This window comes from Chryseobacterium sp. FG46 (assembly GCF_057809135.1).
On record NZ_JBMDJJ010000008.1, the window covers coordinates 114829 to 129165 of the forward strand.

The 14337-nt window shown below is 37.5% G+C and carries 14 protein-coding genes; 10 read left to right on the top strand and 4 right to left on the bottom strand.

Annotated elements, in window-relative coordinates:
• The first annotated feature begins 5 nt into the window (after positions 1-5).
• From ACODR7_RS08245 to ACODR7_RS08265, 5 genes are all read left to right on the top strand, one after another.
• On the top strand, positions 6-647 hold the full coding sequence (locus ACODR7_RS08245; protein ID WP_488838600.1) for a Crp/Fnr family transcriptional regulator: 642 nt from the start codon (positions 6-8) through the stop codon (positions 645-647).
• A gap of 191 nt (positions 648-838) precedes the next feature.
• Positions 839-1633: a sulfite exporter TauE/SafE family protein gene (locus ACODR7_RS08250; RefSeq protein ID WP_488838601.1), complete on the top strand. Its 795-nt coding sequence runs from the start codon at positions 839-841 to the stop codon at positions 1631-1633.
• An 84-nt stretch (positions 1634-1717) separates the two neighbouring features.
• Positions 1718-3139, top strand: coding sequence for an MBL fold metallo-hydrolase (locus ACODR7_RS08255; protein WP_488838602.1), 1422 nt, complete (start codon positions 1718-1720; stop codon positions 3137-3139).
• A gap of 4 nt (positions 3140-3143) precedes the next feature.
• Positions 3144-3707: a YeeE/YedE family protein gene (locus tag ACODR7_RS08260; protein ID WP_076597107.1), complete on the top strand. Its 564-nt coding sequence runs from the start codon at positions 3144-3146 to the stop codon at positions 3705-3707.
• 26 nt (positions 3708-3733) lie between these two features.
• A complete protein-coding gene (locus ACODR7_RS08265) occupies positions 3734-4222 on the top strand; it encodes a DUF6691 family protein (RefSeq protein ID WP_488838603.1) in 489 nt (162 codons plus the stop codon).
• 59 nt (positions 4223-4281) lie between these two features.
• On the opposite strand, the gene ACODR7_RS08270 is transcribed toward ACODR7_RS08265, so the two are convergent.
• The 4 genes from ACODR7_RS08270 to ACODR7_RS08285 form a co-directional block, all read right to left on the bottom strand.
• The gene (locus ACODR7_RS08270; RefSeq protein WP_488838604.1) at positions 4282-5682 is read right to left on the bottom strand and encodes a TolC family protein; all 1401 of its coding nucleotides are present in this window, start codon (positions 5680-5682) and stop codon (positions 4282-4284) included.
• Position 5683: 1 nt separating this feature from the next.
• A complete protein-coding gene (locus ACODR7_RS08275) occupies positions 5684-6841 on the bottom strand; it encodes an HlyD family secretion protein (RefSeq protein ID WP_488838605.1) in 1158 nt (385 codons plus the stop codon).
• Between the two features lie 5 nt (positions 6842-6846).
• Positions 6847-7212: a DUF3302 domain-containing protein gene (locus ACODR7_RS08280; protein WP_488838606.1), complete on the bottom strand. Its 366-nt coding sequence runs from the start codon at positions 7210-7212 to the stop codon at positions 6847-6849.
• 228 nt (positions 7213-7440) lie between these two features.
• Complete coding sequence (locus ACODR7_RS08285) at positions 7441-8019, bottom strand: Crp/Fnr family transcriptional regulator (RefSeq protein ID WP_488838607.1); 579 nt, start codon at positions 8017-8019, stop codon at positions 7441-7443.
• Positions 8020-8167: 148 nt separating this feature from the next.
• Between ACODR7_RS08285 and ACODR7_RS08290 the strand changes: the two genes are divergently transcribed.
• The 5 genes from ACODR7_RS08290 to ACODR7_RS08310 all read left to right on the top strand — a co-directional run bounded on the left by ACODR7_RS08290 (position 8168) and on the right by ACODR7_RS08310 (position 14176).
• Positions 8168-9163 carry an isoaspartyl peptidase/L-asparaginase family protein gene (locus tag ACODR7_RS08290; RefSeq protein ID WP_488838608.1) on the top strand — a complete coding sequence of 332 codons (996 nt, stop codon included), beginning with the start codon at positions 8168-8170 and terminating at the stop codon, positions 9161-9163.
• A gap of 84 nt (positions 9164-9247) precedes the next feature.
• The gene (locus ACODR7_RS08295) at positions 9248-9802 is read left to right on the top strand and encodes a hypothetical protein (RefSeq protein ID WP_488838609.1); all 555 of its coding nucleotides are present in this window, start codon (positions 9248-9250) and stop codon (positions 9800-9802) included.
• Between the two features lie 18 nt (positions 9803-9820).
• Entirely contained in the window at positions 9821-10483 is a 663-nt protein-coding gene (locus tag ACODR7_RS08300; protein WP_488838610.1) for a copper homeostasis protein CutC, read from the top strand.
• 123 nt (positions 10484-10606) lie between these two features.
• Complete coding sequence (locus ACODR7_RS08305) at positions 10607-13075, top strand: beta-mannosidase (RefSeq protein WP_488838611.1); 2469 nt, start codon at positions 10607-10609, stop codon at positions 13073-13075.
• Between the two features lie 192 nt (positions 13076-13267).
• Positions 13268-14176, top strand: a complete 909-nt coding sequence (locus ACODR7_RS08310; protein ID WP_488838612.1) for an AEC family transporter — start codon at positions 13268-13270, stop codon at positions 14174-14176.
• Positions 14177-14337 lie beyond the last annotated feature (161 nt).

Below are 14337 nucleotides of genomic sequence, written 5' to 3' on the forward strand. Positions count from 1 at the left end.
AAAAAATGCAGGACGACACTATACTTTCTTCCGAATTCTCATCGTCGCCAGACCTGGTAGAAAAGCTGTATCAGTATGGTACAACCAAAAATTACCATGAAGGAGACATTATTTTAGATGAAAATGCTTCCATTCGTTCCATTCCTATCGTGATGAAAGGAATGCTGAAAGTGATCAGAACAGAAGAAGACGGACGTGAAATTTTATTGTACTATATCAAGGCCGGAGAAAGCTGCATCATGTCTTTTCTGGGGGGCATGCACAATGAAAAAAGTATCGTAAAAGCGGAAATTGAAGAAGACGCGGAAATACTGTTCTTACCTATAGATAAAGTATCTTTATTCATCAGGGAACATCCGGAATGGCTGGACTACATTTTCAGATTGTACCATAAAAGATTTGAAGAACTACTGGATATTATCAATGCCATTGCTTTCAAAAAAGTAGACGAAAGACTTCTCAATCTGCTGCAGAAAAAATCCGGACTTACAGGTTCTGAAACCATTAATACCACTCATGAACAGCTGGCTAACGAGCTGGGAACGGCAAGGGTAGTGGTTTCCAGACTTCTCAAACAGCTGGAAGAAGACGGAAAACTAAAATTGGGCAGAAATAAAATCACTCTTTTGAAAACCCTCAATCTATAATATTCTCCTCAATCACATAAAAGACACACATATTCTCCTCCCCCGGATAGTTGGCAATAATTCAAAAAAAATTGATGAGCTGGTCAACCTGTCATTGCGAACCAAAGGTGAAGCAATCTTCTTATGTAACAAAAGTAGCTGTAGGCTTCATCCCACATTCCCATTTTTGCATCAGAATTATTTGAATAGAAATGGAAATTATAGGATATACAGCCGCAATTTTAATTGGAATTTCTCTAGGTTTAATAGGAGGTGGAGGAAGTATTCTCACTGTTCCCGTCCTTGTTTATCTTTTTGGTATCGATGCTTTTCTGGCAACAGAATATTCACTCTTTGTAGTGGGAATTAGCAGTTTGGTAGGCTCTATGTCGTACTTTAAAAAAGGATTGGTCAACTTTAAGATGGCGTTGATATTTGGAATTCCATCTGTTATTTCCATCTTTCTGACCAGAACATATCTTCTTCCTTTAATTCCTCAGGAAGTGTTTAGAATACAGGATTTTAGTGTTACCAGGAATATTTTTTTATTATTGGTTTTTGCTGGTTTGATGATTCTGGCTTCCTATAAAATGATAAAAAAAGATTCCTCAAAAGAACCTTTAGAAAGTATTCCGAATAATAATAACGCTTTTCTGGCAGCCGGACAGGGTTCTGTAGTCGGTGTCCTGACCGGATTGGTAGGAGCGGGAGGCGGCTTTATGATTATTCCGGCATTAGTCAATCTTTTAAAGATTCCCATGAAGATTGCAATAGGAACTTCATTGGTTATTATTTCTCTCAATTCTCTGATCGGCTTTTTTTCTTCTGTAAACCATATGAAAATAGAATGGAAACTTCTGATTTCTATTACAGCCATTGCCATAGCAGGAATTATAATAGGCTCACAATTATCCAGAAAGATTGACGGTAAAAAGCTTAAACCTGCATTCGGGTGGTTTATCCTGATCATGGGCATTTATATTATTACGAAAGAAATCTTCCTTTAATGTTCTTATGTAACAAAAGTAGCTGTACAGGAAAAAGGAAAGCAGGAAATTTGTATCAGATAACAGAATAAAAAATAAAATATAATGAAAATAGAACAGATTTATACAGGATGCCTTGCTCAGGGGGCTTACTATATTACCTCATCAGGAGAAGCCGCAATTATTGATCCTTTAAGAGAAACACAGCCCTATATTAACAGACTGAAAGAAGATGGAGTAGAATTGAAATACATCTTTGAAACTCATTTTCATGCAGATTTCGTAAGCGGACACCTGGATTTAAGTGATAAAACCGGAGCGCCAATTGTTTATGGCCCGACAGCCCATCCCGAGTTTGATGCCATCATTGCAGAAGATCAGCAAATATTTACCATAGGAAATAGTAAAATTAAAGTTCTTCATACACCTGGACACACCCTTGAAAGCTCATGCTATCTGTTGATTGATGAGAATGGTGATGAAAAGGCTCTTTTTAGTGGTGATACCTTATTCCTCGGAGATGTAGGCCGTCCTGATCTGGCACAGAAAGGAGCCAATATGACTCAGGAAGAACTGGCAGGGGTTTTATACGATAGTTTATACAATAAGATTTTACCTTTACATAATGATATCATTGTTTATCCAGCTCATGGAGCCGGTTCAGCCTGCGGTAAAAATATGCAGAAAGAAACCGTAGATACATTGGGAAATCAAAAAAGAACCAATTATGCCCTGAATCAAAAGGACAAACAGAGTTTTATAAAAGAAGTGACAGATGGACTTTTACCTCCGCCAGCTTATTTCGGAATGAATGTGATGATGAATAAGAAAGGATACAGTAGTTTTGATGAAGTTCTTTCAAAAGGGTTGCACGCTCTTTCTCCAGAACAATTTGAGGAAATTGCTGAAGCTTCAGGTGCTTTGATATTAGATGTAAGAAATAACCGTGATTTTGCCAAAAGTTTTATCCCGCAGTCCATTAATATAGGATTGGACGGTGATTTTGCCCCTTGGGTGGGAGCCTTAATTGCTGATGTCAACCAGCCTATTCTGCTCGTTACTGAAAAAGGATCTGAAGAAGAAGCGGTAACGCGGTTGAGCAGAGTAGGATTTGATCATATTTTAGGTTTCCTGGATGGAGGTTTTGAAAGCTGGAAAAAGAGCGGAAAGGAAACAGACCTTGTCAACCGTATCTCAGCAGAACAGTTTGAAACTGAAATCAAAGAAAAAGAAGCAAAAATCATTGATATAAGAAGAGAAAGTGAATACAATGCAGAACATATTCATGACGCATACAGAAAACCTCTGGCCTATATCAATGATTGGATTCATACGATAGAGCCAACAGAACATTTCTATATGCATTGTGGAAGCGGCTACAGAAGTACAATGGCAGCAAGTATCCTGCAGGCAAGAGGATACAGAAATTTTTCAGAAATTGAAGGTGGATTTAATGCAATTGCCTCTACAAATGTTCCTAAAAGTGATTTTGTGTGTCAGACTAAAATTTTAAATACATTAGATTAAAAAAATGCTGGAGATTATAAAAGAACCCTGGCCGTGGTATATTGCAGGCCCGTTGATTGGGCTTACTGTGCCTGCCTTATTGATTATGGGAAACAAATCATTTGGAATCAGTTCCTCACTGAGGCATATCTGTGCCGCCTGTGTCCCTGCCAATGTGAATTTTTTTAAATACGACTGGAAAAAAGAAGCCTGGAATCTGTTTTTTGTCCTTGGGATTTTCTTCGGAGGAATGATTACTGCTCATTTTTTGGTAAACCCGAATGAAATAACAGTGAATCCCGATCTGAAAGCTGAACTGGCAGGCTACGGAATTACAGATTACAGCAATCTGGTTCCGTTACAGCTAATGAATTTCGAAAACCTGTTGACCCTTAGAGGATTTATCTTGATGGTTGTGGGAGGATTTTTGGTTGGCTTCGGAACAAGATATGCGGGCGGATGCACCAGCGGCCATGCCATTATGGGACTTTCCAACTTACAGTGGCCGTCTTTGGTGGCGACAGTCTGTTTCATGACCGGTGGATTTTTAATGGCAAACTTTATCCTGCCTGTCATACTTTCGCTATAAGTATAATTTAAAATGAGAATTACATTATGATCAAAGAAAAAGAACACGATATACGCCACCAGGATACTATTTGTGTAAACGAAAGTACCCTTACTCACAAATGGTATCACAACCTGAAATATCTTGCTGCAGGAATTATTTTCGGAATTATTTTCGTGAAAGCAGAGGTGATCAGCTGGTTCAGAATACAGGAAATGTTCCGTCTGCAGTCTTTCCATATGTACGGAATCATTGGAAGTGCCGTATTGGTAGGAATGATTTCAGTAGGGCTGATTAAAAAATTCAATATAAAAACAATTTATGGAGAACCTATTACACTTACCCCTAAAAAGTTTAATAAAGGTCAGATTTATGGTGGATTGATTTTTGGCTTTGGCTGGGCGATTACAGGAGCCTGTCCGGGTCCTCTTTTTGCTCAGATCGGAACAGGAGCTTTTGCAGTATCTGTTACCCTGCTGAGCGCTGTGGCCGGAACATGGGTATATGGATATTTCAGAGATAAACTGCCTCATTGATATCTTATCTTATAAAAAAGACTGCAGAAAATAATCTGCAGTCTTTCCAAGTATAAAAATTATGAATAAATGAAGTTCTCTGCACCTAAAGCCATATAAAGATTAATGCGCTCTATTCTGTACTGAAGTTCCAGACTGATGAGGTTCATTTCATTTTTTAAAAGGTCTCTTTGTTTACGGATAAGTACAAAACTGTTGCTGGTACCAACTTTTATTTGTTTTTCAGTAAGAGAAATATTGTTTTTCAGTTCATTGACAGCGTTGGTTGTATAAGTCATCTGTTTTTCAATGGAACGGAGATTTGCTAAAGAAGACTCCACTTCGTTCAATGCATTCAGAACAGCTTTTGAATATTCTTCAACAATCTGCTTCTGCTGTGAGTTTTTTACTTCCACATTCTTTTTAAGCTTTCCACCGTTGAATAAGGGAGAAACTAATCCTCCGCCCACGTTTAATAAAGGATTGGAAAATAAAGAATTAATAGATTCCACATTACTTCCGGCACTGCCAAGAGATGAGCTTATACTTAATGAAGGCAGTCTTGCCGCTTTAGCTTCCTGTACTTCATAAAAAGCTTTTTCTATCTGAAAATGACTGGCCTGTATGTCTGATCTGTTCTCAAGAAGTTCAAGAGGGAAAGATTCAGGAATATTACTTTTTACAGGGTTGAAGAAATTCTGGGTTGCCAGTTTTCCCTCCGGATATTTTCCGGTGAGAAGTTCCAGAGATCTTCTGGACTGCATATTGGCATTTTTAATCTTTTCAAGATAACCCTGCAGGGAAATAATTTCTGCAGAGATATTGGAAATATCCAGAGAATTTGCCGTTCCTACTTTCTTTTGAATGATATAAAGCTTTTCCAGATCTTTGGTCTTCTGAATATAGTTTTCAATCTTATCTTCCTGGATGTTTCCTGCAATATTCAGAAAATATGCTTTGGCAATCATCCCTGCAATAGACTGATGCAGCAGGGTATTCTGGTGTTTTGCGGAAAAATAACTGCTGGTACTCGCCATCTGTGAAGATTTATTTTTACCCCAAAGATCAATTTCCCAATTGGCTTTTAATGCAAGACGCTGAACCTGGCTGCCGCTGACCAGATTATTGGAAGTATTGGCAACAGCACTTACACTAGGATACAAATCACTTCCGGCAATTTCCATTGCCAGCTCAATCTGATTCAGCTTTTCTCTGGCAATAATCAGATCTGCATTATATAACATTCCTTCATTAATAAGAGCTTCCAGCTGTGAGGTCTTAAGATCATTGATCCAGTCGTAGGAAATTGATTTTGAATCTGCTTTTCTGTCAAAAATCCAGTTATCCGGAATTTGTAGATGAGAAGCAATTTCACTCTTTTCCTTAAGCTCCTTTATATTTTCCTGTGTAGCTTCTTTATAACCGATGCACGAGCTTAAGCTTACCGCAAGTGTGCTCACTAAAATTAACTTTTTATACATGTTAATGAAGTTTAGGAATCAGGAAGTTGATCTTACTATTGATACGAACCATTACTTTTCTGATAAGATGAAGAGGTTTAATATGATCAGAATAAATAATCGCTGTTCCTCTTGCTCCCACAGTAAGCTGTTTCTGAGTGTCTTCCAGTACAAACTTGGCAATAAGCTTTCCATCGGTTTCCGGTAACTGTCTTGCTGTATCAGGAAGTCCGGCAGTAGTACCGTTTCCGCCCAGCATTCCTCCTGCATTATTCATAATCCCCTGGCTGGTAGCATCGATGACGTATTCAAGTCTGGCCTTTACCACTTTTCCAGGTTCTGTTTTAAGAGCAAGCTCTACCTCATTTCCATTTTTTACTGATTCAAGCTCGTTCTGAGCAAAAAATCCAATGACCGACTGCTGTTTCTGAATCAGAACAAATGCAGATTTGAAAGGCGCCATAATAGCTCCTTCATTCAGTTGAACATTGGGAATCACGCCGTCTGTAGGGGCTAAAACAACGGTTTGGGAAAGATTCCATTTTGCCTGGTCCAGCTTAGCCTGAATCTCAGACACCGATGAATTTTCTCCACCATAAGATGCATTGGATTTAGTTTCCAAAGACTGTTGCTGTGATTGTGCCGCACTGATTCTGGATTGCAGATCACGTACATTGGTTATAGCCTGTTCAAGATCAAATTTGTTGGCCGCTCCTGCCTGTACAAGCTCCTGATATTGAGCTACCCTTTTGCTGGCCAGATCAAGCTGTGATTGTAATGCAGAAATATTTTTTCTGGAAGCCGAAATATCTGCATCATAAGAATGTACAGTGGCTTTCATACTGCTCAGCTTAGCTTCCAGTGATTTAATTTCCTGCAAATAGGGTTCTCTGTCAATTACAAATAAAGTATCTCCCTTTTTTACTTCCTGATTGGTCTTTACATATACTTTCTTTACCTTTCCTAAAACCTGAGTAGTAATATCCACACTTCGGTTTACTACCTTTACATCTGAAGTAATAGGACAAAAGTAGTTCAGGCTTAATATTAAAGCTATGGATCCAAAAATAGGGAGTGAGTAAACAACAACCTGTGTGGTAAATGTCCACGGGATCAGTTTTAATTTTTTAATAAGAAGCCAGCATATTCCGGCATATATGGCGATGAGTGATTCCAGCATTTTTTTTAATTTTCGGTGGGTTCAAATTTTTCTTCAGGTAAATCTGTGTTGTCTGTTTCTTTTTCAGAAGTCGTCTGGTTTCCATAATTATAGTTGGCCCAGATTAACGCAACCGGCCATAAAAGGCCTCCAAAGATCAGAGAAAGAAGGCACATGCTTTTGATGGCGTTCAGTTGAGGATGTTTCTTTTTTTCTGCTACTTTTTCCGGATAAATATGAACCTTCCAGAAGAGATAAATTCCGGCAGCAGGCAATACAAATAGTATTAGCCAGGAAGCTCCGTCGGCTATTTTGTCTTCAATATTGCCTGTAGATGCCTGAACAAAATTGCATGCTAATAACAGGCAGAGAATGGTGGTTATTCTTTGCATAAAGATATAAAGTGGTATTAAAATGTTGATTTAAGAAAATACAGATTCAATCCGGAAGAATATCCGGAAAATCATATATTAATCCTTTTAGATGTAAAGACTATTCTATAAGATGGAATGCTTTGAAGATGATTCTATTTTTTTTCATTTGGTTTTTTTTATGTGTGAAGAACAAGTTTTTGACCGGACAAAATTATACTGAACAGAACAATTAAAAGTATTCTTAAGTTATTTTTTTCCTGAATTATTTTTTTTATTGTCTCGGGCAGTAATGCGGGAAAGGGAATTTGGGGTGATGCCCAAAAAATTGGCAATATATTTTCTGTTGGCATTTTGACAGACAAACGGATGGCTGTTCAGGAAATTTTCATAGCGGGAAAGCGGCGAACTCCTGCAAAACTGCTCTGTACGTGCGGATAAAATGCTGATGATCTGTTTTAAGGACTTCAAATACAAATTGTAAATTCCTTTATACTGAAAAGCAGTCTGTTCAAATTCCCCTTTATTAAAAAGAAAAATTTGACAATCAATAACAGCTTGTATTGTATACTTTCTTGTGCCTTCAGCAGAATAAGATTCCGGGCTCTCCAGAAAGGCCACATCTTTCTCTGAGGGCAGAAAAGTATTAATTTCAACTCCGTTTTCATCGTCAAAGAAAAATCTCAGAAGGCCATTGGTTAATATAAATAATTGATTAAACGGCTGGCCTGGTTCTAACAGTTTTTCTTTTTTTCGAAGAAGTTTAGGAGTACTGATGCTTGCAAGGACCTTGATTTCTTCATCCGATAATTCCTTAAAGCAATCCATTTTTCTAAAAGTTTTAAACATACATATTAATTAAAATAACCATTATAAAAATAGTAAAAAACAGCAAAGAAAAATAGTGAGAAATCGATACAATTTTCAATGGATTTTTTTAAGATATTTGCTTTGTATTAAATAATTCTTACGTACAATGAACAATAACCGAAGAAGTTTTATCAAAAAACTGGGAATTGCAACTGCAGCACTTACCATTAGCCCTCTAGAGCTAATGGCCGGAGAAATGCCTGAAAATAAAAAAAATATCAATAAACCTATCGTACTTTCCACCTGGAACTTCGGGTTAAAAGCCAATGAAGAAGCATGGACTATCCTTGGAAAAGGAGGACGGGCTTTGGATGCCGTAGAAAAAGGAGTACGTCTCGTAGAATTAGATCCGAAAGAAAGAAGTGTAGGATATGGAGGCCGTCCGGACAGAGACGGAAGAGTGACGCTGGATGCCTGTATCATGGATGAAAATTATAATATCGGTTCCGTGGCATGTCTGGAACATGTTAAAAACCCGATTTCGGTTGCAAGAGCTGTAATGGAAAAAACACCCCACGTGATGCTGGTAGGTGACGGTGCATTGCAGTTTGCCCTTTCACAGGGGTTTAAAAAAGAAAATCTTCTTACTTCTGAATCAGAAAAAGAATGGAAAGAATGGTTAAAGACCAGCCAATACAAGCCTATTGCTAATATTGAAAACCATGATACCATAGGAATGATTGCTTTGGATGCACAGGGAAATCTTTCAGGAGCCTGTACTACCAGTGGAATGGCTTACAAAATGCACGGCAGAGTAGGAGATTCTCCAATTATCGGAGCAGGTCTGTTTGTTGATAACGAAGTAGGAGCAGCTACGGCAACAGGTCATGGTGAAGAGGTCATAAGAACGGTAGGAACACATCTTGTGGTAGAGCTGATGAGACAGGGCAGAAATCCTCAGGAAGCCTGTAAGGAAGCCGTGGAGAGAATTGTTAAAATTAATCAGCGAAGAAATAAAAATCTAAAAGATATTCAGGTAGGGTTTATTGCCATCAATAAACAGGGAGAATATGGTTCTTACTGTATTCAGGATGGATTCAACTTTGCCGTGTATGATCAGAAAGGAAACCGCCTCGAAAAACCTGAATTTGCTTTGAAATAATTTAAAAATTCAGTAGGAATGGGCTTTAGCCCATTTGAACACATCAAAGATAATTATTGGCTTTAGCCAAAACATAAAATAAATATGAAAAGAACGATGATCGCTTCCTTATTTCTGATTATTGCATGTAAGGAAGAAAAAAAGGAAGTTAAAACAGATATCACACAACCACAGACAGAAGAAAAAATAGTTTTGCATAATGAATCCAATGAAGCTGAAGCTGCTCAAAAATGGTTGGAAAAAAGCATCGTCGATTATTTTAAAGCAGACATCGGAAATGAAGAAAAGAATATGCAGAAGATCACCACAAAAGACTATTTCGAATATAAAACTGATGCAACAAATGTAGATATGGATGTGGATGGAAGTCTTACAGATAAAGAGTTTCAGAATAAATGGAAGTCCAGGTTTGATACTGATAAGGCTGGAGTCGGTATAGGATTTCTTATTTCCGCACAGGATTGGGATACAATAGAAATCGGCAGTTGTGATTTAAAACTCTCCTCAACAGATGAATATCTCTTCAATGTAGTGCTGACAGACAAAAATTTTAAAGCAGAATATCCGTCAGTAATAAAAGTAGTAAAAGAAAACGGTTCTTTTCTGATTGCAGATGTACTGCAGGACGAACCAAAATAAAATTTAATAGATAATACAATGTCAAAAATAGAAATAGCTTGCTTTAATCCTGAATCAGCAGTAATAGCTTTTGAAAATGGGGCAGACAGAATAGAATTATGTGACGGTCTCAGCGAAGGAGGAACTACTCCGGATTTCGAAACCATGAAGAAACTCCGTGAAAAAATCAATATCCCGATTTTTGTGATGATCCGCCCAAGAGGTGGTGATTTTACGTATTCAGATTCAGAATTTGAGCAGATGAAAAATGATTTGATTCAATTAAAATCCTTACATGCAGATGGTTTTGTATTCGGTATTCTGGATGAAAATGATGAGGTTAATATAGAACAGAATAAAGCTTTAGTAGAATTGGCAGCGCCACTTCCATGTACTTTTCATCGTGCCTTTGACCGTGCTGCAAGTTTGGAAGAATCTTTGGAAAAAGTAATTGAATGTGGTTTTTCAACCATTCTTACTTCCGGCCAGAAAACGAATGTATCTGAAGGAAAAGAAAACCTTAAGAAACTGGTTGCACTCTCCGGTGGAAGAATAGAAATACTTGTTGGAGGCGGACTTCGCGCATCCAATATTGAAGAAATAAGAGCGGTTACCCATGCTTCTTACTTCCATTCTTCAGCCATTACGGATGGTGGAGCTTTCGCTAATGCAGATGAAGTGGCTGCTCTGAAGGGTAGGTAGTATGATATGCACTTAGTTTGTCATTCCAAGCGCAGCGGGAATCTAAACCAATAAAATAGAGATTCCTTCGTGCCTCGGAATGACAAAATCACTGGTATGGTAACAATACAAACAAATTTATTGATGAATAGAACGATCCTTTTTGCTTTCCTTTTCACACAGAATCTCCTTTTTGCACAGTTTTCACAAAGAAGCTTGTCTTCAGAGAACTGGCAGTTTAAAAATTCAAAAGATCAAAAATGGTTTCCTGCGAAAGTACCGGGAACCGTTCATCTGGATTTATTGGATAATAAGATCATTCCTGATCCTTTTAAGGATGAAAATGAAAAGAAAGTACAGTGGATTGAAAATGAAGACTGGGATTATCAGGCAGCATTTACAGTTTCTTCTCAGGAATTAAAGAACGATAATATTGATCTTGTTTTTAACGGATTAGACACATTTTCCGAAATCTATCTTAATGATCAGCTGCTGAAGAAAACAGACAATATGTTCAGAAAATGGATAATTCCTGTAAAGCCATATTTGAAATCGGGTAATAATACATTGCAGATTAAGTTTAAATCTGCCGTGAATACCGGAAAGGAATTAGCGAAAAAAGTTCCGTTTACGATGCCGGAATCACCCAGAAGCTTTGTAAGAAAAGCACAATATCAGTTTGGCTGGGATTGGGGACCAAGACTGGTTACTGCAGGAATATGGAAAGACATTCAGCTGGAATTCTGGAATAATGCTAAAATTATTACCGTCAAAGATATTCAGAAGAAAGTTTCTGACACTTCGAATGATTTGCGCTTTGACGTAGAAATTTATGCTCAGAAAGCCGGAGATTATACTTTGGATCTTAATAAAATTCACAAAAAAATATCTTTTAAAAAAGGGAAAAATACAATATCGGTTCCTTATGAAACAAGAGGAATGAAGCTCTGGCAGCCGAACGGGCGTGGTGAAGCCCATCTCTATGATTTCGAGATAAAACTTTCCAAAGATCAGAAAAATATTGATTTTAAAAATATCACGATAGGTCTAAGAACAGTCGAATTGGTTCAGGAAAAAGATGAAAAAGGAAAATCGTTCTATTTTAAAGTGAATGGACAGCCATTGTATATCAAAGGAACCAACTGGATTCCGGGAGACAGTTTTTCCCCCAGAATGACCAAAGAAAAATACCAGAGACTTATCAAAGATACAAAGGATGCCAATATGAATATGATCCGCATCTGGGGCGGCGGTATTTACGAAGATGATGAATTTTACAAAGCCTGCGATGAAAACGGTATTTTAGTCTGGCAGGATTTCATGTTTGCAGGAAGCTTTTATCCGGCAGATGAAGCCTTTTTAAACAACGTAAAAGAAGAAGTAAAAGATCAGGTCAACAGGCTGCAGAATCATCCATCCATTGCTTTGTGGTGCGGGAATAATGAAATTGATGAAGCCATTGTCAACTGGGGATATCAGAAACAGTTTAACTATTCAAAAAACGATTCACTGCAGGTTTGGAAAGACTATAAAAAGCTGTTTCATGAAGTCATTCCCAATGCATTGGCGGAAAACCTGACATCTGATAAAAATATATACTGGCCAAGTTCTCCATCCATTGGCTGGGGGCATAAAGAAAGCCTTACAGAAGGAGATTCCCATTATTGGGGCGTTTGGTGGGGCGAACAGCCATTCGAAATTTACAACGAAAAAGTAGGCCGTTTCATGTCTGAATATGGCTTTCAGGGAACACCCACTCTTGAAACCACAAAATCAATGTTTTCCGGAATTCCGGATTTAAACCTTCAGAATCCAACCATAAAAGCCCATGAAAAGCACGCCCGTGGCTGGGATATCATTAATGAATACCTGAAGCGTGATTATAAAATTCCAACGGACTTTGTACAATACAACTATGTTTCACAGCTCTTGCAGTCAAGAGGAATGCAGATCGCTATTGAAGCCCATCGCCGTGCAAAACCTTATAATATGGGAACGCTGTATTGGCAGCTTAACGATTGCTGGCCGGTGGTTTCATGGTCTTCAATTGATTACCTGGGAAACTGGAAAGCCTTCCATTATCAGGCGAAAAGAAGCTTTGAACCTGTGTTGGTATCAATTGCTGAAACCGATAAAAGTTATGATATTTATCTGATCAGTGATCTCTTGAAAGAACTGAAAACAGAGACAAAATTTGAACTCATTGATTTTAAAGGAAAAACACTTTGGAAAAGCAATCAGTCAGATAATATAAAGGCTGATGTAAGTAAGAAAATACGCAGTATCAGTAAATCAGAACTCGCTCAGTTTGATTTGTCTAAAGCTGTTTTAAAGATCAGTTCTGAAAAAGATATAACATTTGAAAAGGTGTTCTTTTTTAATAAACCAAAAGATCTGAAACTTTTAAAACCTGAGATTAAAATCAGAAAAATATCACCCACTGAAATTGAAATTTCAACAGATATGCTGGCTAAGGACATTTATTTGATTGGTGATACCCATTTCAGCGATAATTTCTTTGATCTCTTGCCAGGAACTTCAAAAAGAATTACCCTTTCAAAACCTTTGGGAAATATAGAGGTGATGAGTCTTTGGGAGGTGATAAAGAAGTAAAATATATTCTGAAAAAATTATTTCAAGCAGTTATAAATTTTCGGCAGGTAGATCTCCAAACCTTATAGGTTTTCAAAACCTATAAGGTTTAATACTGAAAAGTTTCATTAGAAATTCTACCGAAAAAAATATAAATTATACCCTTCCAACTCAAAAATCAGCCGTAAATTTGCATTATATTTCTTTATAATTATGGTAAATTTTGTTCTGATTGCAGTGTGTATCATTGCAGGAATGATATTCAAAGCAACAAAATCTATCCACCCCGATGCTCATAAGGGTATCAATACCTGGATTCTTTATCTTGCTCTTCCGGCAGTTTCGTTTAAATATCTGCCTAAAGTAAAATGGACAACAGAGATGCTGTTCCCCATTGCAGCTACATTTTTAATTTCTGTGTTCTGCTTTTTCTTTATGATGTTTTACAGTAAGAGCAGGGGATATTCAAGGCGGTCCAGAAGTACTTTGGAATTGGCAAGCGGATACAGTAATACTTCATTCATAGGATTTCCATTAATCAGTGCCTTTTATGGTGAAGGGCTTCTGAGTATTGCGATTATCTGTGACCAGACGATGTTCTTTGCCCTTTCAACCCTCGGAATTATTGCTGCAGTAAAAGGAGGAAGTAAATCCGGAAAAGTAAGTGCAATATTCATTTTAAAAAGGTTGGTTACGTTTCCTCCGTTAATTGGATGTATTTCCGCTTTGGTGTTGTCACAGTTTATTGATTTTACTGTTGCAGAACCTTTCTTTGATAAACTAGCTGCTACGGTAAGCCCGTTAGCCTTATTTTCAGTTGGATTGCAGTTGAAATTCAACGGATGGAAAAAACTGATTCCCCAGATGTCGATGTCGATGCTTTATAAATTGATTCTGGCACCTGCAATTGTTTTGGGAATGGCTTTATTATTGGGAATAAAAGGAAATGTGGCAAAAATTACAGTATTTGAAGCAGCAATGCCAACATTGGTTACCTCAAGTATCATTGCAGAACAGTTCAGGCTGAACACAAAATTAACCAACCTTATCATCGGAGTCAGTATTATTGTAGGATTTATTACCTCTGCATTCTGGTATCAGATTACGGAACTTCTTTTTTAGTCATTCATGAATCCTTTCTTCGATCCTTTCTGAATTTGTGTTGTTCTTTTATCCGCACACTTTGTCATTCCGCAGGAATCCAATCTGTGGTGTTTGATAATATAGTTTTTTTGATAATAAGGTTTTGCATACTGAAATGTTGAGATTCCTACGGAATGACA

Coding starts and splice junctions, on each gene's coding strand:
- ACODR7_RS08245 (WP_488838600.1), top strand. CDS start 6: ATGCAGGACGACACTATACTTTCTTCCGAATTCTCATCGTCGCCAGAC.
- ACODR7_RS08250 (WP_488838601.1), top strand. CDS start 839: ATGGAAATTATAGGATATACAGCCGCAATTTTAATTGGAATTTCTCTA.
- ACODR7_RS08255 (WP_488838602.1), top strand. CDS start 1,718: ATGAAAATAGAACAGATTTATACAGGATGCCTTGCTCAGGGGGCTTAC.
- ACODR7_RS08260 (WP_076597107.1), top strand. CDS start 3,144: ATGCTGGAGATTATAAAAGAACCCTGGCCGTGGTATATTGCAGGCCCG.
- ACODR7_RS08265 (WP_488838603.1), top strand. CDS start 3,734: ATGATCAAAGAAAAAGAACACGATATACGCCACCAGGATACTATTTGT.
- ACODR7_RS08270 (WP_488838604.1), bottom strand. CDS start 5,682: ATGTATAAAAAGTTAATTTTAGTGAGCACACTTGCGGTAAGCTTAAGC.
- ACODR7_RS08275 (WP_488838605.1), bottom strand. CDS start 6,841: ATGCTGGAATCACTCATCGCCATATATGCCGGAATATGCTGGCTTCTT.
- ACODR7_RS08280 (WP_488838606.1), bottom strand. CDS start 7,212: ATGCAAAGAATAACCACCATTCTCTGCCTGTTATTAGCATGCAATTTT.
- ACODR7_RS08285 (WP_488838607.1), bottom strand. CDS start 8,019: ATGGATTGCTTTAAGGAATTATCGGATGAAGAAATCAAGGTCCTTGCA.
- ACODR7_RS08290 (WP_488838608.1), top strand. CDS start 8,168: ATGAACAATAACCGAAGAAGTTTTATCAAAAAACTGGGAATTGCAACT.
- ACODR7_RS08295 (WP_488838609.1), top strand. CDS start 9,248: ATGAAAAGAACGATGATCGCTTCCTTATTTCTGATTATTGCATGTAAG.
- ACODR7_RS08300 (WP_488838610.1), top strand. CDS start 9,821: ATGTCAAAAATAGAAATAGCTTGCTTTAATCCTGAATCAGCAGTAATA.
- ACODR7_RS08305 (WP_488838611.1), top strand. CDS start 10,607: ATGAATAGAACGATCCTTTTTGCTTTCCTTTTCACACAGAATCTCCTT.
- ACODR7_RS08310 (WP_488838612.1), top strand. CDS start 13,268: ATGGTAAATTTTGTTCTGATTGCAGTGTGTATCATTGCAGGAATGATA.